14 protein-coding genes are annotated in these 19,133 nt (G+C 72.4%); 6 read left to right on the forward strand and 8 right to left on the reverse strand.

Annotation, left to right across the window (positions count from 1 at the left end; translation table 11 throughout):
- Positions 1 to 145: 145 nt before the first annotated feature.
- Together ACIRS1_RS06270 and ACIRS1_RS06275 are read right to left on the reverse strand one after the other, a co-directional pair.
- Positions 146 to 412: a hypothetical protein gene (locus tag ACIRS1_RS06270; RefSeq protein ID WP_402837273.1), complete on the reverse strand. Its 267-nt coding sequence runs from the start codon at positions 410 to 412 to the stop codon at positions 146 to 148.
- Positions 409 to 747, reverse strand: coding sequence for a hypothetical protein (locus ACIRS1_RS06275; protein WP_360210600.1), 339 nt, complete (start codon positions 745 to 747; stop codon positions 409 to 411). The genes ACIRS1_RS06270 and ACIRS1_RS06275 overlap by 4 nt, the downstream gene beginning before the upstream one ends.
- Before the next feature lie 785 nt (positions 748 to 1,532).
- On the opposite strand from ACIRS1_RS06275, the gene ACIRS1_RS06280 reads away from it, so the two are divergent.
- Both ACIRS1_RS06280 and ACIRS1_RS06285 read left to right on the forward strand, forming a co-directional pair.
- Complete coding sequence (locus ACIRS1_RS06280; RefSeq protein ID WP_360210602.1) at positions 1,533 to 1,892, forward strand: hypothetical protein; 360 nt, start codon at positions 1,533 to 1,535, stop codon at positions 1,890 to 1,892.
- Positions 1,893 to 1,992: 100 nt separating this feature from the next.
- The gene (locus ACIRS1_RS06285; protein ID WP_402837275.1) at positions 1,993 to 2,916 is read left to right on the forward strand and encodes a hypothetical protein; all 924 of its coding nucleotides are present in this window, start codon (positions 1,993 to 1,995) and stop codon (positions 2,914 to 2,916) included.
- A 234-nt stretch (positions 2,917 to 3,150) separates the two neighbouring features.
- On the opposite strand, the gene ACIRS1_RS06290 is transcribed toward ACIRS1_RS06285, so the two are convergent.
- The 3 genes from ACIRS1_RS06290 to ACIRS1_RS06300 all read right to left on the reverse strand — a co-directional run bounded on the left by ACIRS1_RS06290 (position 3,151) and on the right by ACIRS1_RS06300 (position 5,020).
- Positions 3,151 to 3,786, reverse strand: coding sequence for a DUF6000 family protein (locus tag ACIRS1_RS06290; protein ID WP_402837277.1), 636 nt, complete (start codon positions 3,784 to 3,786; stop codon positions 3,151 to 3,153).
- Between the two features lie 98 nt (positions 3,787 to 3,884).
- Complete coding sequence (locus tag ACIRS1_RS06295) at positions 3,885 to 4,622, reverse strand: NUDIX domain-containing protein (protein WP_360210608.1); 738 nt, start codon at positions 4,620 to 4,622, stop codon at positions 3,885 to 3,887.
- Positions 4,619 to 5,020: a DUF4406 domain-containing protein gene (locus ACIRS1_RS06300; protein ID WP_402837746.1), complete on the reverse strand. Its 402-nt coding sequence runs from the start codon at positions 5,018 to 5,020 to the stop codon at positions 4,619 to 4,621. The genes ACIRS1_RS06295 and ACIRS1_RS06300 overlap by 4 nt, the downstream gene beginning before the upstream one ends.
- 79 nt (positions 5,021 to 5,099) lie before the next feature.
- Between ACIRS1_RS06300 and ACIRS1_RS06305 the strand changes: the two genes are divergently transcribed.
- Positions 5,100 to 5,858, forward strand: coding sequence for a DeoR/GlpR family DNA-binding transcription regulator (locus ACIRS1_RS06305; protein ID WP_402837279.1), 759 nt, complete (start codon positions 5,100 to 5,102; stop codon positions 5,856 to 5,858).
- 113 nt (positions 5,859 to 5,971) lie between these two features.
- Here the strand turns inward: ACIRS1_RS06305 and ACIRS1_RS06310 are convergent, their stop codons facing one another.
- The gene (locus ACIRS1_RS06310; protein ID WP_402837281.1) at positions 5,972 to 6,613 is read right to left on the reverse strand and encodes a TetR-like C-terminal domain-containing protein; all 642 of its coding nucleotides are present in this window, start codon (positions 6,611 to 6,613) and stop codon (positions 5,972 to 5,974) included.
- A 115-nt stretch (positions 6,614 to 6,728) separates the two neighbouring features.
- Between ACIRS1_RS06310 and ACIRS1_RS06315 the strand changes: the two genes are divergently transcribed.
- Positions 6,729 to 7,784: an alpha/beta hydrolase gene (locus ACIRS1_RS06315; RefSeq protein ID WP_402837283.1), complete on the forward strand. Its 1,056-nt coding sequence runs from the start codon at positions 6,729 to 6,731 to the stop codon at positions 7,782 to 7,784.
- A gap of 179 nt (positions 7,785 to 7,963) precedes the next feature.
- Positions 7,964 to 8,914, forward strand: a complete 951-nt coding sequence (locus ACIRS1_RS06320) for a hypothetical protein (protein ID WP_402837285.1) — start codon at positions 7,964 to 7,966, stop codon at positions 8,912 to 8,914.
- A 79-nt stretch (positions 8,915 to 8,993) separates the two neighbouring features.
- On the opposite strand, the gene ACIRS1_RS06325 is transcribed toward ACIRS1_RS06320, so the two are convergent.
- Entirely contained in the window at positions 8,994 to 9,548 is a 555-nt protein-coding gene (locus ACIRS1_RS06325; protein ID WP_402837287.1) for a hypothetical protein, read from the reverse strand.
- Between the two features lie 27 nt (positions 9,549 to 9,575).
- Positions 9,576 to 17,078, reverse strand: a complete 7,503-nt coding sequence (locus ACIRS1_RS06330) for a LamG-like jellyroll fold domain-containing protein (RefSeq protein WP_402837289.1) — start codon at positions 17,076 to 17,078, stop codon at positions 9,576 to 9,578.
- 262 nt (positions 17,079 to 17,340) lie between these two features.
- Between ACIRS1_RS06330 and ACIRS1_RS06335 the strand changes: the two genes are divergently transcribed.
- Complete coding sequence (locus ACIRS1_RS06335) at positions 17,341 to 19,128, forward strand: beta-galactosidase family protein (protein ID WP_402837291.1); 1,788 nt, start codon at positions 17,341 to 17,343, stop codon at positions 19,126 to 19,128.
- Positions 19,129 to 19,133 lie beyond the last annotated feature (5 nt).

Raw genomic sequence — 19,133 nt, forward strand, 5'->3', positions numbered from 1 at the left:
CCGCCCCCCCCGCGCCCCGGGGGCGGGGGGTTCAACCCCCCCGGGGGCCGCGGGGGGGGCCGGCGCCCCCCCCCCGGCCGGCCGGCCGGGGGGGCGCTCGCCGTCAACCCCACACGGGCGGACCGGCCCCACGCGAGAGCCCGGGCTACGAACAGGGGGTCGGTGGCGGCGTGACCTGGCAGATCACGACGAGTTCGAGGCGGGGGACGACGTAGTGGGCGACGAGGCCGCCTGCTACGTCGAGGTAGCGCATCGGCTCGCCGCTGCCTTGATAGGTGGTGCCGTCCAGGCAGAACGCTGCAGCGGCGCGGACGAGTTCGGCAGCCCGTCGCTCGACGGCGGCAAGGAATTCAGCGGGAGCGCCAGCGGTGACGTGCTGCTCGCTGGGGAGGTATTCCCAGCTCCAGGTCATGCGGTCACCGCCGCGTAGGCCGCGCGGTAGACCTCGGCGACGGTGGTGGCGTGCTCGCGACACTCGTGGACGGTGCCGGCGTGGTTGGCCAGGTAGTTCGCCCGGTGGTAGGCCTGAGCGGTGGCCGGGTACCGCTCGATCTCCACCACGGCGGCCCAGTGTGTGACGAACGAGCGGATCGGCTGGACGCTCCCGGCCTCGATGGCCTCGGCCATCGCTCTCGTCTGCCCGTCGATCATCTCCGGGAGCCGGTCCGGAGCGACGACGGCCAGTGCGGCCTTGAGCGCGGCCGGACTCTGCTCGGGTCGGGGGATCAGTTCCACTCCATCGTGCACCGGCTGACTCATTGCGGCACTCCTCTCCTCCGGAGCGAGACTACTTGGCAACGACCCCGGAGTGGGTGCCCGCACCACGGCCGGCCTGCCAGCGGGTACACGGAGGTCGCCCGTCGTGGCAGGAAATCATCACGTCCACGTCCTCCCAGGTGTCTGCGCCGTCCATACCGGGTGGTCCGCCCGCCACAGCCTTGGTGCGCTTCAGGTGCGAGTTCGGTTCGTTTGCTCCGAGCCGCCGGTCGACCTCCCCAGGCACGGAGCGCGGCACCGGTACGCGTGCTGGCCGCACGCACCGTCCTGTCCTCTCACCTACCAGGTCTGGTAGGTGAGAATCCCATGATCGCAAGGAGATCCGAGCAGCGCACCATATGTTTCGGCGCCCCGTTCGCCAGGCGTTCCGGCGGAAGCGGTGGTGGCATGACCTCCGACCTCGTGGAGGCGGATCCTGACGGCCGACCCCGACGCCGCACCGAACCCGGGCACCCGCACCGGCGCGGCGCCGCTGCGGGCGGCGGCGTGGACGGCGGCGCTCGCCGGGCCGGGGGCGCGGTGCCGGGGGCGGGGCCTCCACGGTGGAGCGCAAGGCGATCGTCGCTCTCCCCCGAGGGTCGATGGCCGGCGGTGGGCGAACATGTCGTGTTCCGTGCAACTTCGGGGTGGTTTCGTGGCTGCTCGATCCCCGGTCGAGGGGCTCGCGCCGTCCTTGCGCCCCGACGGCGACGCTCTTCATGGGCCGCGATCACCCCGGCGGCTCGACACCGGACACCTCGACCGAAGGATTCCCCATGCAGATCGGCAGGAAGCTCCTCACCCTCACCGCCACCGCAGGCCTCGCCCTGGCCGGGGTGGCCGTGGCGGCACCGGCGAACGCCATCGGCGGGGTGGGCTGCCCGACGAACGGGCTCACGGTCACCACCAGCGGCAACGGCAACTACTGTGCCGCGGGCTCCATCGGCTACAAGAACACCAGCAGCCTGTTCGGGATAGGCCAGATCGACCACGTCATCTACGAGTCGACCCAGTGGAACTGGGCCGCCTTCTACAACTCCAGCGGCGTCATCAAGCTGAAGCCCGGTCAGTCCACCGGCTACCTCGGCGGCGTGATCACCTACGCGCTGGAGATCGACAACCCGAACTGGACGTGACCACCGGCCCCACCGGTCCGTGAATCCGGCACCCGCCACCGACCCGCAGTCGCCCGTGGCGGGTGCCGCTCCGCCGCGCCCGCTCCCGGAGGACGGAAAGATGAAGCGCTCCACGACCTCGGCCCTGACGCTCCTCCTGCTGACGGCCCTCGCGGGCTGCGGAACGGGCGGCGGCACGGGCGGCACCCGCCCGGCGCCCCCGCAGCTGGGCGACATCCCCACCATCACCGGCGTCGCCCAGGTGGTGCGCCCGATCGACGCCTACCTCCCCACCGCGGCGCAGAGCCGCACGGTGGAACGGGCCGCCTACCTGACGAGTGCCCGCTGCCTGCGGCGGCTGGGCATCACGGAGCCGCCCGGCCCGGACCCGGCCCGGGCCGAACCCGCCGACGGGGACGTCCGCTCCCGGCTCTACGGCTACTTCGCGCCCGACCGTGTCGCCACCACCGGCTACGACGCCGTCGTGGCCACGGGCACCGGGCAGCCCGCCTCCCCCGCCACCGTGCAGGTGCTCACCGGGCGGGACGCGACCGGCACCCCGGTCGCGGACTTCCAGGGCCGGGCCGTCCCCAGGGGCGGCTGCCTCCAGGAGGGACTGGACGCCGTCGGCGGAGCGGTGTTCCTGACCTCCGACCCCTCCGCCCTGCCCGGCGGAGGCCCGCAGGAGCCCCTGACGGACCCTCGCGTCGTGGCCGCCGACCGGCAGTGGAGCAACTGCATGAAGGACCGCGGCTTCGCCTACGCCACCCCGGCGGACGCCTACATGGACCCGCGCTGGCGCAGCGGCCGCACGCAGGGCGCCGCAGCGCCCGCCGACCACACCCCGGCCGAGCTCGCCACCGCGGCCGCCGACGACGCCTGCAAGCGGTCCACCGACTTCATGGGGATCGCGGTCGCCGTCCAGGCCGCCTACGACCGGCAGTACATCGCGGCGCACCCGCAGGAGCTGACGGCGTTCGCGCAGGGCGTCAGCCGGCACGTCGCCGACGCGCAGAGGCTCGTCGCGCAGGACGCGGCCGGGTAGCGACGGCCCGGGCGGCGAAGGGCCCGAGGCGACCCGCTCCGGCGCGGGGTCCGCCGGTCGGTCCAGGCCTACGGACGCGTCAGCCCGGCCGCCGACCGTCCGATACCGGCCGGCTCGCGGACCGGAACGACGGCCCTCGTCCGTCCGGTCCGAAGCCACGACACGCTCCAGGAAGCCGCCGACGACAGGCTCGACGAAGTCGCCGGCCGGCTGCCCTGGGGTCTCCGATTCCGGTCACCGGTGCGACGGTTCGTCCATCAGCCGCGCGGTGCTGCGGGCGAAGGCGCACAGCTGCTCCACCGCGGGCAGGCAGGCCTGCGGGTCGGGTGTCCGGGTCCCGCGTTCGGCGGCCCGGGCGGCACACCACTGCTCCCAAAGGCCGCCCGGCGCGAGGAACCTGAGCGCGTCGTCGCGCCCCGACTCCCCGTCCAGGTGGAGCAGCGCCACCATGGCGAACAGCTGGTCGTAGGACAGGTCGGGCCTGCGCAGGTACCGCTCCAGGTAGGCGACCAGCAGGGCTGCGTCGGCCTCGGTGGCGAAGACCGCGAGGGCCGCGCAGTAGGAGGCACCGACGTAGGGTCCCTCGCTGGCGAGCAGGAGTTCGCCGATCCGCTCGCGGTACTCCGTCCGGCCGGAGACGACGATCAGCCAGGTCGCGACCTTGCGGTCGCGCCAGCCGCCCTCCAGCAGGACGTCGAGGACGCGTGGGGTGACCTCACCCGCCGCCCGGGCGAGTTGCTGCGCCGTCCGGTCCCGCTCGGCGTCGTCCCGGCGGAACAGGGAAGGGCCGAGCCGCAACTGCCACCGCCCCGGCACGGCGTAGCGCTTGAGGAAGTCTCGCGTCTCGGGGTCGTCGAAGGTGTCGCGCATGGCCGTATCCTCCTGGGCCGGCCGGCCCTCCACCAGGGGTTTTTACTGGCGGAGCGCGGGATCCGACGCCTGCGGACGTGTCCGGCCGCCGCCGTGGGTCACCGGGCGGCGGACGAGGCGGCGGGCGAGGCGGCGGGGGAAGCCGCGGACGAGGCGGCGGGCGAAGCCGCGGCCGTTGCGGCGAACGGCCCGTCCAGGGCGGCCCACTGCAGGAGCAGGACGGTCTTGCCGTCGGTGATGCGTCCGTCGCGGACCATGGCGAGGGCCTCGGTGAAGGGCAGTTCGAGGACTTCGATGTCCTCGCCGTCCGCCTCGAGTCCGCCGCCGTCCCCGGTGCGGTCGGCCGGGGTGTAGGGGGCGGCGTAGAAGTGCAGGCGCTCGGTGACGGAGCCGGGGCTCATGTAGGCGTCGAGGACGTGGGTGAGCGGTCCGAGCGTGACACCGAGTTCCTCGGCGGCCTCGCGCCGGATGGCGGCGAGCGGGTCGTCGCCGTCGAGGAGCCCGGCCGCGGCCTCGACGAGCATGCCGTCCGGGTGGTCGTTGACGTAGGCGGGGTAGCGGAACTGGCGGGTGAGCAGGACGCGGCCGCGTTCGACGTCGTGGGGCAGGACGACCGCGCCGTTGCCCCGGTCGTAGGTCTCGCGCTGCTGGGTGACCCAACGTCCGTCACGGCGGCGGTAGTCGAAGGTGGTGCGGCGCAGGACGTGCCAGCCCCGGGAGGTGAGCTCCACGTCGCGGACCAGGACGCCGGGGTTGCGGTGCAGGTCGCGGCCGGCCTCGTCGAGGCCGGTGCGGCCGCGGTGGTCGGGGGTGTCGATACCGGGGCGGGGGTTCACGCGTTCTCCTGCGGGGTGCGGCGCGGGAGTTCGGCGGCGTCGTGGAAGACGGGCAGGCCGCGGCGACGGGCGGTGGCGACGTCCTGGTCGGCTCCGGCGGAGTCGCCGGGGAGCCGGAGCACGGCGTCGCAGTGGGCGAGCAGGCGCTCGGCGGTCGGGTAGAGGACCTGGTCGGCGAGGGGGTCGGTGGGGCCCGCGCCGGCCGAGCGCAGTACGGGCAGGGCGATCCACTCCCCGATCACGGGGACGTGCCCGGCGGCGAACACCGGCCAGGCGGCGGCTTCGAGGCGGGCGAGGTTGGCGGCCATGGCCTGCGGATCGCCGTCGGTACCGGAGCGGTAGGGGCCGGCGATGAGGACGAGCAGGGGCTGGTCGGTCGTGGGCTGGTCGGTCGCCATCGGCTGGTCGGTCGTGGGCTGGTCGGTCATGGCGCGCTACGATACACGCAGAAACGTGCAAGAACAGGAGAGAACGCGGATGCTGGCTGCCGAGAGGCGTGACCACCTGCTGGGACTGCTCGCCCGGGAGGGCAAGATCGTCGCCAAGGAGGTGGCCGCCGACCTGGGGATCTCCGAGGACAGCGTGCGCCGCGACCTGCGCGACCTCGCCGCCGAAGGGCTGTGCCAGCGGGTCTACGGCGGCGCGCTGCCCGCCTCCCCCGCCGTCGCCGACTACGCCGCCCGCCAGAGCGTCACCCCGGACGGCAAGCGGCGGGTCGCCGCGGTCGCCGCCGCGCTGGTGCGGCCGGGCGGCGCCGTGATCCTGGACGGCGGCACCACCGCCCTCGCCGTCGTCCACGCCCTCCCGCCGGACCTGGACTGCACCGTGATCACCCACAGCCCCACGATCGCGGCCGCCCTGCTCGACCACCCCCGCGCCGAGGTCTTCCTCCTCGGCGGCCGCCTCTTCAAGCACTCCGCGGTCACCTGCGGCGCCGCCGCGGCCGAGGCCGCCCTGAACGTGTCCGCCGACCTGTTCCTGCTCGGCGTCACCGGCGTCCACCCCGAGGCCGGACTGACCACCGGCGATGCCGAGGAGGCCGCGATGAAGCGCGCCCTGGCCGCCCGCGCCGCGGACACCTACGTCCTCGCCTCGTCCGAGAAGATCGGCGCCGCCTCCCGCTTCCGTGTCCTGCCCTGGGAGGACGTCAGCGGCCTGATCACCGACGCCGACCGCCACCACCCGGTCCTCGACCGGCTCGCCGCGCAGGGCGTGGAGATCCTGGCCGCGGACTGACGGCTGGCGGGCAGGCGGGCAGGCGGGCGGGCTGACGGGCTGCACAGGGATCGGCGCCGCCAGAACGAGGACACCCGGACCCGGAACCGGGTAGCCGGGCTACGATCCCGGGGTCAGCCCCCGGACCCTCCCCGCAGGCCGTCCAGCACCAGGTCCGCCAGGCGCTCCGGCAGGTCCGGTTCGATCGGGCGGTGGCCGAGCAGGGCGCGGGTCTGGACCGGGGCGCAGAGCAGTTCCAGCGCCAGGGCCGTGTCGGTGCCGGCCGGGAGTTCCCCGCGCTCGACGGCCCGGCCGATGATGACTCCGGCCTGGTCGAGGCGGGAGCGCCAGAAGGCCTGCCAGGCCTCGGCGAGCTCGGGGTCGCGGGCGGTGCCGGGGCCGGCCCCGGCACCGGGCCCGTCGGAGCTGAGCACGGCCGCCTGGGCGACGGCGCGGCCGGCCGGGGTGGCGAGGTACTCGGCGAGCGCGCGGGCGAAGGCGGCCAGGTCGGTGCGGACGGCTCCGGTGTCGGGGACGGGGATTCCCTCGTCGCTGCCGGCCAGCATGGCGTCCAGGACGAGCTTCTCCCGGCTGCCCCAACGCCGGTACACCGTGGTCTCGTTGACTCCCGCGCGGGCCGCGACCGCGGCGACGGTGAGCCGGGTGATGCCCTCCTCCACCAGCACGTCCAGGGCGGCCGCCAGGACGGCCTGGCGGACGCGTGCGGCGCGGCCGCCCGGGCGGCGGCGGATCGGTTCCGGTGCGTGCTCGGTCATGTGTCGATCACCTCGGCCACCACCTTAACGCAGGACTTCTTGCCTTAAGCGCCGTCCCGGGCGCATAGTCACTAAGGCAAGAGTTCCGGCTTTAAGCGCAGCAGGAGGCACCACCATGCCCTTCACCTGGCCCCTGGACCCGCAGGACCTGTTCGTCGAGCGCTACCCGCAGATGACCCTCGGCCTGCCCGCCGACGAGGTGGACGCGGTCCGCGCCGCCGTCACCGGGATGTGGCCCGACCGGCCCGGCGGCTGGGTGCACGAGTGGTCCGCCCTGGCCGCCCGGCACGCCGCGGCCGGGCGCCACCGCCTGGCCGCGCAGGCGTACGGCTGGGCCAAGTTCCCCTCGCTCGCCGACGATCCGAAGCGCGCCGCGCTCGCCCGCCAGGTCGAGCAGTACGTCCTCGCCGCCCCCGGCTTCCCGGTGGAGTTCGAGCGCCGCACGCTCGCCGTCCCCTACCGTGGCGGCGAAACCACCCTGCCGGTCCACCTGATGGCCGCCCCCGGCCTGCCCGCCGACGCGCCGGTCGTGCTGGCCAGCGGCGGCGTGGACTCCTGGAAGACCGACCTGCACGGCATCTGGGAGCAGCTCGCGCTCGCCCTGCCGGCGCGGCTCCTGCTGTTCGACCTCGCCGGCACCGGCGAGAGCGCCCACCTGCCGATGACCCCGGACGGCGGGGCCGAGGTGGTCGCCGGGCTGGTCTCCCACGCCCGTGCGGCCGGCAACGGGAGGGTCGGCCACTTCGGCATCTCGATGGGCGGCCACTACTCCGCCCGGACGGGCCTGACCGGCGCGGTGGACGCCTCCGTGGTGCTCGGCGGCCCGGTGGAGCGCTCCTTCGCCCCGGGCCGCGGCTTCGCCTTCGGCATGGACGGCATCGTCGGCAACGCCCTGGGCTTCGACGCCCCGCCGGGCACGGCCGAGCGCGAGGCGGCCTTCGCCGCCTTCGACCTGCGCCCGCTGCTGGACCGGGACGCCAACGGGCCGATGCTGGTGGTCAACGGCACCGAGGACGTGCACGTCCCGCTGGAGGACACCCTGGTGTTCGAGGGCCGCCGGGACACCCGGGTCGTGCTGATCCCCGACACCGGGCACTGCGCGATCTCGCGCTTCGGCGAGGCGATGGCCGTGATCACCCCCTGGCTGGCGGACACCCTGACGGCGGTCTGACGCCCCCGGTCGGGCAGGGCCGGTAGCAGGGCGGGGCGACGCGCCACCACCCCAGGAATCTGGGATACCAGCCATTGAACGCACACTGACAAGCTGACGGCGGCGGACGGCCCGGCGGGCACCCCCGTGCCTTCCGGTCCGACCGCCGCATCCCCGTCGTCTCGCTCCCTGGAGAGCCCGTGCGTTCGCTAGTCCGGCGTGTCGTCCTCAGCCTCACCCTCGCCCTCGGCGGCCTGGCCCTGCTGCCCGGCGCCGCCTCGGCCGACACCCCCTCGACCGTCCTGTTCAACCAGTACTCCGAGCGCTGTCCGGACGGGTCCCTGGCCGGGATCCAGGACATGCACCCCTGCGCCCCGTCCGACAACCCCGGCATGTGGGTCATCAAGCCCGTCCCGGGATACCCCGAGCGGTACACCGTCAACAGCGCCGTCAACCCGGCCTACTGCCTGACCTCCGGAGACCTCCCGACCCTCGTCGGCTGCGTGAACGGCGCCACCTCGCAGCAGTGGGAGATCACCCCCTTCCAGGCCCAGGCACCCCTGTACGACCTGGTCGGGCTGCGGCTGAAGAACGTCTCCAGCTCCGACTGCCTGGACAACTCCCGCAAGAACTTCGGCGGCTGGAAGATCGTCATGCGCGGCTGCGACGGCGGCTCCTACCAGCAGTGGAACGTCTACCGCAGCACCTACGACGCCCTGTTCGGCGGCCGGCCCGCCCAGCACAAGGGCATGACCTGGGCCACCCTCGAACAGCGCGCCGACAACGTCGTGCACGTCGGCTTCGACGACCTCGCCACCAGCAACCCCTACACCGGCGACACCCCGGCCACCACCGTCCTGCCCCTGCTGTGCATCCGCCAGGACGGCCGCCCCGCCCCCGCCGGCGTCCCCACCGGCGGCTACCACAGCTGGGCCCGCGGCGAGGTGAAGGCCACCCAGCCCCTGCCCGGCAGCCGGCTCACCAGCCGCGCCACCGCCGACCAGACCTGCGCCACCGCCTTCGGCACCGGCTTCCGCATGGCCGAGTTCCACGACGCCTCCGGCTGGGGCCTGTGGGCCAACGGCACCCTCCCCACCGGCACCCGCTTCTGGACCGCCATCAACGACCAGCCCGCCAACCCCTGGAGCTGACCCCCCACCACCGCAACGGAGGCGGGCGCCGACCGGCGCCCGCCCCCGTTCCGTCATTCAAGACACGCCCCCACCACGGTTACGCCAGGCCACCCCAGTCGCCTTGGCTCCGCCACAGCGGCTCGTCGGGGTCGCCAGGTGCCACCTCGTCCGCATATGCGTACGTGCCGTCGACAACGCCGAGCAGAAACGCCGCGAAGCCTCCGTCGAACCGGTCCCACTCCTCCAGGCTCCGGTAGAAAGCAACCACCGGCCAGGTATCCGGTTCTTCGCTCTCGGCCAGCCAGAAGAACTGGTCCGCATTGGGGTTGGACCCCCAGGAGAGCAGACCACCCGACTCGGGGTGAATTGGATAGGGACAGTCTCCGTCAGCGCCCAGCTCGGCGGCGATCCCCTCCGTCGTCAGACACACGAAACCGGGGAAGCCCACCACCGGCCCGCCATCGTAGGACGTGCACGTCGGCACCCACACGGACAGCTCACCGTTGATCCGCACCGACCCATACCGGTCCACGAACTCCCGATAATCCGAAGGGAAGGCGAACCCGACCTCCTCGACGGACCTGTGCCACGGCGTCGCCGCAGGTCGCGAGGCGGGATCGCCGAGGAGCCGGGTCAACTGTTGAAGTTCCACATTCATCCTCTGTCCAGTTCGAAGAAGCTAGTTTCCTAGGGAGATCGCCTGGTTCCTACCGTTGAGGCGAGCGTTGTCCACGTAGGTGTATTCCATCATGTCAGGCACCCCGCTGGGGTATTGACTATAGGCGAGCAAGGAGAATCCAAACGGGACGGTACTGGCGGAGGTGCGGTAAAGGGGAATGACCGTGTAATTAACGATCTGCCCTTCTCTCATCGCGTCTCTGACATGTTCCTCGAACTCTCGGAAGCTATCCATCACGCCCGTGTTTGCCGCCTTTTGAAAGCAAGGCGCAAGATTCCTGTTGTCCGTTCCAGTTCCACCAAACTCCCGGGCGATGAAGTGGCAACGAGCCAACGGATCACTTGAAAGAGGAAATCCGTTAGCGGCTGCGATGTTCTGCGCGTCCTGCCACCCAGCAATATTGCCTCTCGCGCGGGTACCGCGGCTTCCGCTCGGAGCGCCAGCCAGGCAGGCGTGGGCTCCCGTAGGACGTTGGGTAGCTGAGGCCCCCGAGGCCACCACATCCTCCATAGCCCAGTAGTCGATCCACCCCCCCTTCTGGCCATTGTCATCCACTGCCCCCGCCGGGCGCTGGTCCAGGCAACTCCGCGGCTGGCGGGCCGGCTGACCTGAACCCGCCCCCGGCTGAGCACCGGGGGCGGTCTGAGTATCGGGGGTCGGCGCCACGTTTGGAGTGAGCGTCAGCATGCTCAGCATGTCAGCCGCGGTGTAGGAGGCGGCAATGATGCCGAAGAGCTCACGGATGTCCCTGCCAATCCAGTCGATCCGGGGAACCGGACGCTCCACTGCAGCCTTGGACGGATCCCAGAGCGGCCCCTTGGTCTGCCCATTGTCCTTTTTCTTATCTGCCTCCTTCTTCTTTTCATAGACTCGCGGCGAGCACATAACCATGCACCTTCCGCCGCCAGTGCCACGACCGCCGTCCTTGCCCGGGCCACGACCTGGGCCAGGACCCGGACCGTCACCACCGGGACCGGGCCCCTCACTGGGAGGGTCAGCAGGGACGTCCACGGGGCGGGGGCGGGCCGCAGCTCGGGCCCGGGCTTCCGCCTTTTCCAAGGCGATGTCGTCGACGTAGGCGGTGGAGGCGGCGTAGGAGCCGGCCGCGGCACTGGCGCCGCTCTGGGATTGCAGGTGCCGCTGGTAGAGCTCCCAGGCCGTGCCTGTGGCCGCGATCCCGGTGACGAGGGCGCCTGTCGCTGATACAGCGCTCCCCCAACTGAATGCGCCGCCGCCACCAGTAGAAGTGCCGGGTGCTGTCGCGGCACCCACACCGAACCCTCCTCCGAGGACCCTCTCGTGCCCCGAGGGGTCGGTGCCGTTGAGGGGGCTGGCGTTGCCGTAGGTGTAGCGGTTGGCCTGGGCGGAGGAGGACGGGTCGAGGAGCCAGGAGTCGCGGGAGGTGAAGGAGCCGGTGCCCGGGCGGTACCAGCGAGCAGCCATGTTGACGTCACCGGAATCCGGGTCGGTCCAGCCGCTCTGGTATCCGAGGCTGGTGGTGGTGCCGGTGGTGCTGGCGGGCTTGCCGAAGGGGTCGTAGGTGGTGGTGCCGGTGACCGTGGTGCCGTTGGCGTCGAGGGTCGTGGTGGCGTCGGTGTGCTGGTCGGTGCGGACCCGGACGGCGGTGCTGCCCTTGGAGGCGCCGAGCAGGTTGCCGGCGGCGTCGCGGGCATAAGTCCAGGTGCCGTCGCCGGTCACGCTGTTGGAGGCGCCGTCGTAGCTGAAGCGGGCGGCGTTGCGGCTGGTGACGCGGTCGAGGCCGTCGTAGGTGTAGGTGCTGGTGCCGTCGGAGAGCAGGCGGTTGCGCTCGTCGTAGCTCGCGGTGGCGGCGCCGTTCCTGGTGCGGTTGCCGGCGGCGTCCCACTCGTACGCGGTGGTGGTGCCGTCGACGCTCCAGGAGGTGAGGCGGCCGGCCTGGTCGTAGCCGTAGTGGTTGTCCTTGACCGGGTCGGTGGCGCCGCCGCTGACGGTCTTGCGGGTCAAGCGGTTGTCGAGGTCGTACTCGTAGGTGGTGCCGGTGAGTGCGGTGGCCGCGGGGTTGCCGGCCAGGACCTGGTCGCCGCTCAGCCGGCCGAGGGCGTCGTAGCTCAGGCGCCGTTCGGAAGTGGATTTGAGCTTGGCCGGGTCGGCCGGGTCCGGCGCGACGTAGAACTGCTTGTTCAGGCGGCCGTCGTCGTCGTATCCGTACCAGTTCTGGGTCTTCAGCTTGGGGTTGTTGGCCCAGTCGAGCTGGCCGTCGGCCTTGTAGCCGAAGACGGTCAGGTCGGTGTCCTTGTCCCAGCGCTTGGTGATGCGTCCGTCGGCGTCGTACTCCCAGGTCTGGTTGGGCGCGGTGAGGTCGGTGCCGGCCTTGGTCGGCAGGCCGCGGTCGTTGTAGGCGTACTGCTGGCCGTTGATGGCGGAGGAGTTGTGCCGGATCAGGTGCCCGGCCTTGTCGTAGGCGAGGTCGCGGTCGGTGGTGGCCGCCTCGGCGCCGGTGCCGCTCTCGTGGACCAGGCGTCCGGCCGGGTCGTAGCTGCTGGTGCGCACCACGCCGCCGGGTTCGGTGCTGCGCACGGCCTGCCCGGCCACGTCGTAGGCGGTGGTCCAGGTGCGGTCGGCGGCGGCCGGGTGGGCGGTGGTGGCGGGTTCGACGGTGGACTCGGGCAGACCCCAGGTGTTGAAGGTGTAGACGGTGGTGTTGCCCTTGCCGTCTGTCAGGCGGGTGCGGCTGCCGGAGGCGTCGTAGCCGAGGGTGGTGGTGATGGCCTGGCCGGCGGCGACGGGTTCGGTGACCTTGACCGGACGGCCGAGCGCGTCGTAGTCGGTGCTGGTGACGGCTCCGGTGGTGGGGCTGGTGCTGGTCAGCACACGCCCCTCCAGGTCGTAGGTGGCGCTGGTGGTGCGCAGCACCGTGCCGGCCGGGTCGAGGTTCTCGGTGGTGGCGGGGTTGCCGAGGGCGTCGTAGCGGGTGCGCACGGACTCGCCGAGGGGGGCGCTGGCACGCACGGCGCGGCCGAGGCCGTCGTACTCGGTCTTGGTCACGCGCCCGGCCGGGTCGGTGGCGGTGAGGGGCTGACCGGCGGGGTTGTAGGTGGCACTGGTGGTGCTGCCGGCCGGGGTGGTGAGGGCGGTGCGGTTGCCGGCGTCGTCCCAGGTGAACTTGGTGGTCAGGTTCTGCGGGGTGGGTTGGCGTTCGACGACGGTGGCGGTGAGGGGGCGGCCGAGTTGGTCGTAGGTGGACTCCGTACGGGCACCGACCGGGTCGGTGGCGGACAGCTGGAGGCCGGTGGGGGTCCAGGTGGCGTTCCAGGTGGGCGGGTTGTCGTCCACCGGAGGCTGGAGGGCGCCGAGCGAGTTGGGTTCGACGCGCTGGATCTGGTGGCCGAGTCGGTCGTAGCCGAAGGTGGTGCGCCGGCCGGCCGCGTCGGTGCTGGTGATGACGCGGGAGAGCTTGTCGTACTCGACGCGTCGCACCGCGGTGAGGGCGGTGCTGGAGCCGGGCGGGGTGTAGGAGGGCAGGCGGCTCTCGGTGACGCGGCCGAGCTGGTCGACGGTGGTGCGCACGACCTGGCCGAGCGGGTCCTTGGTGGAGACTGCCTCGCCGAAGGCGTTGTAGCCGGTGGTGGTGGTCGGTCGGGTGGTGGCGGTCGCTCCGGCACTCTCGACGGAGACCTGCGGGGCCGTGGTGGTGATCAGGCGGCCGAGGGTGTCGTACTGGTAGTTGGTGGTGCGGGAGGCGGGGTCGGTTCCGGGAGCGTTGCCGTTGGGCGTGGTGCTGGCGGTGAGCAGGCCTCGCTGGTCGTAGCTGAAGGTGCTGACGGCGGTGGGGCCGCTGGCGGAGGAGGCGAGCTGGGTGCGGGTCAGGCGGCCCGCGGTGTCGTAGGTGTTGGTCTGGACGCTGTTCTCGGTGTCGCTGACCTTGAGGGTGCTGGTGGTGACGCGGTCGTCGGCGTCGTAGCCGAGGATGGTGGTGCGGTTGAGGGCGGCCGGGTCGAGGACGCTCTGGGTGAGGCGGCCGGAGGGGTCCATCGTCTGGACGAGAGTGGTGCGTCCGCCGCCGGTGGTGCGCTTGACCAGGTAGCCGGCGCCGTCGTACTCGTTCGCCTCGAGGACGATCGAGTGGCTGGTGCCGTCGGCCTGGGTGACGTTCTCGGCCGTCGTGGTGGCGGGCAGGCCGTCGTCGAAGTAGGTGTGGCTGGTGACGGCGCCCATGGCGTCGGTGACGGAGGCCAGACGGCCGGCCGGGTCGTAGGCGCGGGATTCGAGGGTCAGGTCGCGCACGCCCTTGCCGTCGCCGTTCCAGCCCTCGACGACGGTGGTCGCCGGCTGGCTGCGCGGGGTGTAGGTGTAGCGGGTGACCTGACCGAGCGGGTCGGTGACGCGGGTGCGCAGGCCGAGCGTGTCGTAGCCGTAGCGGGTGGTGTTGCCGGCGGCGTCGGTGTCGGTGTCGATGCGGCCGGCGCTGTCGTAGGTGGTGGTGGCGGTGCGGGAGCCGTCGTTGCCGAGGATGTCGGCGGTGGTGGTGCTGGTGGGGCGGCCGTCGGCGTCGAGGACGAGGGTGGTGCGGGTCTGGTGGCTGTCACCGGTGACGGCGTCGGTGACCTTGGGCCCGGTCTGGGTGATGAGGTGGCCGAGTTCGTCGTACTGGTAGGTGGTGGTGACGCCGCCCGGCTGCGCGTCGGAGGTCTCGGTGGCCCAGATCTTGCGGCCCGCCGCGTTGTAGCCGTAGGTGATGGTGAGACCGCTGGGCAGGGTGGTGCGGGCCAGGTCGCCGGAGGCGTAGTAGGCGTAGGCGGTGACGGCGCCGCCAGCGGTGGTCTCGGTGGCGAGCAGGCCGGGCGGGGTGGTGCCTCCGCTGTAGGCGGGTTCGGTGCCGGTGGTGTAGCTGGTGCGCGTGGTGCGGCCGTCGGGGCGGGTGGTGGCTTCGGGCAGGCCGAGGGCGGTGTAGGCGACGGTGGTGCGGTAGGTGGTGTCGCCTGGCCCGGTGGAGCGGGCGTCGCGGGTCTCGGTGGGCTTGTCGTTGCGCGGGTCGTTGGGGTTCGCGCCGTTGTAGTAGTAGCTGGTGTAGGAGGTCCAGCAGGAGTTGACGTCGCGACAGGTGGTCAAGGAGATGGTGTTGCCGCGGGCGTCCTGGCCGCTGACGGTGGAGTGGCCGTTGGGGTCGGTGACGGTGTGGACGAAGCCGCCGGTGTCGTAGGTGTAGCTGGTGGTGTTGCCGGCTTCGTCGGTGCGCGAGATGAGGCGGTTGCCCCGGGTGACGTCGTGGATGTCGGTGGTGGTGTTGCCGGCCGGGTCGGTGAGGGTGACGCGGGAGGCGAGTTCGGTGGCCGAGGAGGCGGAGCGCGCCTGGTAGTGGGCGGCGACGCGTTCGGCGCTGAGCGGGTGCTGGTAGAAGGCGACCTCGTCGATCTGGCCGGTCAGCCAGGACCACCCGCCGTTGCCGCCGGGCCAGCTGCCGAGGTAGCCGCCGCCCAGGGTGATGCGGTCCATGTCGAGGTGGTTCGCGGCGCCGGCGGCGGAGCCGACCAGGGTGCCGTCGAGGTAGAGGGACTGGGTGCCCTGGCCTGCGCTGATCACCGCGTGGTGCCAGGATCCGTCGGTGACCGCGCCGCCCGAGGTGATCGGGGTGCCGCTGATGCCGTAGAACACTCCGCGCAGGCGGCCGTCGGTGCCGATGTAGAGGACAGGCACCGTGTTGCCGCTCGTCTGGTTGCCTTCGCTCAGGAGCACGCCCGGTCCGCCGGTGCGGAACCACATCTCCGCGGCGACGTCGCTCTGGGTCTGGAGGATCGGGGTGGGGAGACTGACGTAGGAGCTGTTGGTGCCGTTGAACTCGGCCGCGTGCCCGTCGCCGGGGCCGAAGGCGCCGGTGGTGCCGGCCTTGGCGTCGACGGTGTAGGTGCCGTTGCCCTTGATCGCGCCGACCTCGCTGGCGGCCGTGGTGCCGCCGGTCTCGTCCAGGCGCCAGTAGCCTCCGGGTGAGTCGGCGACCACGGCGCCGCGGTAGCCGACACCCTGGCCGGATACCTGAGCACTGCGGGCGCGGTAGTGGGCGACGACGTCGGTGTCGGTCAGCGGGTGCTGGTAGAGGGCTACTTCGTCGATGGTGCCGGTGAAGTGGCTGATGTCGCCGGACGTGGCGGGCCAGTACCGGGTGAATCCGGCGCCGATGTAGGTGTGGCTGTTCTGCTGGTGGTCGACCCCACCGGTCTGGGTGCCGAGAACCTGACCGTCGAGGTACAGGGTCTGGGCCGTTCCCTGGACGGAGAGCACGGCGTGGTGCCAGGCGCCGTCGGTGACGCTGGTCGCGGAGGTGAGCCCTTCGGGGGCGGTGCAGCAGAAGCGGCCGCGCAGCTTGCCGTCGGTGCCGACGTACATGACCGGGGCCCAGGATCCGCCCACGCCTGCCGGGTCGTCGATCTTTCGGCTCTGGTCGCCGATCAGGACGCCGGGGGTGGTGGTGTTGAACCACAGTTCGACGGCCAGGTCGGTCTTGGCGTGCAGGAGGTCCTGGGGGATCTCGACCTGGGAGTTGTCCGATCCGGTGAAGCGTGCGGCGGTGTCGTCGGTGGGCGCGAAGACTCCGGGGGCCTTCTTGGTGACGCCGTCACCGTAGCTTCCTGCCAGGCCGTTACCGACCTCGCTGGTGGCGGTGGCACCGTCGCGCTCGCCCAGGCGCCAGTAGCCGGCCGGGCCGGAGGCCTTGACGGCGTTGTTGTAGAGGAACGATCCACCGCTGAAGGTGGGTTCGGAGACCTTCCAGTCGCTGCCGGCGGCGTCGGTGACCTTGGTGACCCGTTCGGTGGTGGGGTCGTAGGTGACCTGGGCGCTGGTGCGGCCGGTGGGCAGGGTGGTTTTGGTCAGCTGGGAGCTGCCGGTGCGCAGGGCGTAGTGGTCGGCGACGGTCTGGTCGGTGAGCGGGTAGTCGTAGACCGCGACCTCGTCGATCTGTCCGTTGAACCAGGACGAGCCACCGTTGCCACCGGGCCAGTTGCCGGTGTAGCCGCCGCCGAGGTAGGCGCGGTCCATGTTGAGGTAGTTGATCTCACCGCGGTCGGTGCCCACCAGGGCTCCGTCCAGGAACAGGGCCGTGTTGTCCCTCGCCCCGGTGAGCACCACGTGGTGCCAGGCGTTGTCGGTGACCGTGCCCGAGCTGGCGATCGGTGCCCCGTTGATGCCGTAGAAGAGGCCGCGCAGCTTGCCGTCCGAGCCGACGTAGATCGTCGGGACGACGTTGTACGGGTCCTCCCCCATGGCCCGGTTCTGCATGCTGAGGATCACGCCCGCCGCACCGGTGCGGAACCACAGCTCCACGCTGCGGTTGACGGAGGAGGTGATGGCGCGGTTGGGCAGCTCGACGTAGGAGGTGGAGCGTCCGTTGAAGGTCACCGCGCCGTCGCCGCTGCCGGCGATCGCACCAGGCGCGCCCCAGGTGACGTCCTTGACCTGGGCGTCGTTGGCGACGGTCGAGCCGTCGCTCTGGCCGAGGCGCCAGTAGCCGCTGGGGCCGGCGTCGCGCACGGCCGTGCGGTAGCGCGAGCCGGTGCCGTACTCGTAGACGGTGCAGCCCTTGTCGGCGGCCAGGGCGACTCCGGGCGGGCAGACCTTGGTGAGCTGGTCACCGGTGTACTGGTGCGGACAGGGTGGAGGTTCGGGCCCCCGCGGGCGGGGTTCGTTAGGCTCGGGGCCGCAGGTGGGGCGGGCTGTGGGTGGTGGGGGTCCGGCGGGCCCTCGACCTGCGGGTTCGCCTTCCGATGTCGGGCGACTGAAAGCGGGTCTGCGCATGCTGGAGTACGACGCCACCGGGTTCCTGCGCGGCGGGGTGCCGCACCGGATCGTGGCGGGGGCACTGCACTACTTCCGGGTCCATCCCGCGCTGTGGGAGGACCGGCTGCGGCGGTTGCGGGCGCTGGGCGTGAACACGGTGGACACATACGTGCCGTGGAACTTCCACGAGGTGCGGCGCGGGGAGGTGGACTTCACCGGGTGGCGGGACGTGGCCCGTTTCGTGCGCCTGGCCGGGGACCTGGGCCTGGACGTGATCCTGCGCCCGGGGCCGTACATCTGCGCGGAGTGGGAGTTCGGCGGGCTGCCGGCCCGGCTGCTGGCGGTAGAGGGGCTGCGGCTGCGCTGCGCCGATCCGGCGTACCTGGCGGAGGTGGACGGCTGGTTCGACGCACTGGTGCCGGAACTGCTGCCGCTGCTGGCGAGCCGGGGCGGCCCGGTGGTGGCGGTGCAGGTGGAGAACGAGTACGGCAGCTACGGCACCGACGCCGCGTACCTGCGGCACCTGCGGGACGGGCTGGTGCGCCGGGGCGTGGACTGCCTGCTGTTCACCACCGACGGCGCCCACGACACCATGCAGCAGGGCGGCACGATCCCCGGACACCTGTCGACCGCGACGTTCGGCTCGCGCGCGCCCGAGCGCCTGGCGGTGCTGCGCCGCCAGCAGCCGCAGGGGCCGCTGGCGGCGATGGAGTTCTGGATCGGCTGGTTCGACCGCCTGGGCCTGCCGCACCACGTGCGCGACGCGAAGGAGACCGCGGCCTCGCTGGACGAGCTGCTGGCCACCGGCGCCTCCGTCAACCTGTACATGGCGCACGGCGGCACCAACTTCGGCCTGTGGTCGGGCGCCAACCACTCCGGCGCCCACCCGTGCGACGCCGGGTACGAGCCGACCGTCACCAGCTACGACTACGACGCGCCGATCGGCGAGGCGGGCGAGCTGACGGAGAAGTTCCACGCCCTGCGCGAGGTCATCGGCCGCTACCTGCCGCTGCCGCCCGGCGAGCTGCCCGCCGACCCGCCCCGGGTGGCGCCGCAGCACCTGGAGCGGGCGGACGGCCGGGCCGGACTGCTGGAGCACCTGGACGTGCTGTCCCGGGTGGCGGAGCGGGCCGCGCCGCTGCCGATGGAGCAGCTCGGGCAGGACCGCGGGCTGATCCACTACAGCACCCGGGTGCCCGGACCCCGGCCCGGGCTGCCGCTGCGCATCGACGGGCTGGCGGACCGCGCGCACGTCTTCGCGGACGGGCGGCTGCTCGGCGTGCTGGACCGCAACTCCCCCGGCGAGACGCTGGAGCTCGCCACCGGCGAGGACGGGGTGGTGCTGGACGTCCTGGTCGAGGCGCTCGGGCGGGTGAACTACGGCCCGCAGATGGACGACCGCAAGGGCATCACCCGCGGCGTCTCGCACGGCGGCCAGCGGCTGTTCGGCTGGCAGATCCGGCCGCTGCCGCTGACCGACCTGGCCGGGCTGCGCTACGACGACGAGGAGCTGCCCGAGGGCCGTCCGGCGTTCCACCGCTACACGGCCGTCCTCGACTCCCCCGCCGACGCCTTCGTGGCCCTGCCCGGCTGGGGCCGCGGCCTGCTGTGGCTCAACGGCTTCCTGCTCGGACGCCACAGCGCCGAGGGCCCGCAGCGCACCCTCTACGCCCCCGCGCCGCTGTGGCACGCGGGCGGCAACGAGCTGGTCGTCCTCGAACTCGACCGGCCCGGCTCAGCGGTGGAGCTGCGCGACGCCCCCGACCTCGGGCCGACGGCGGCCGCGCCCAGCTCCGAGTACTGACCGCG

Origin of the sequence: Kitasatospora sp. NPDC101176, assembly GCF_044768035.1 — a bacterium.
GTDB lineage: Bacteria > Actinomycetota > Actinomycetes > Streptomycetales > Streptomycetaceae > Kitasatospora.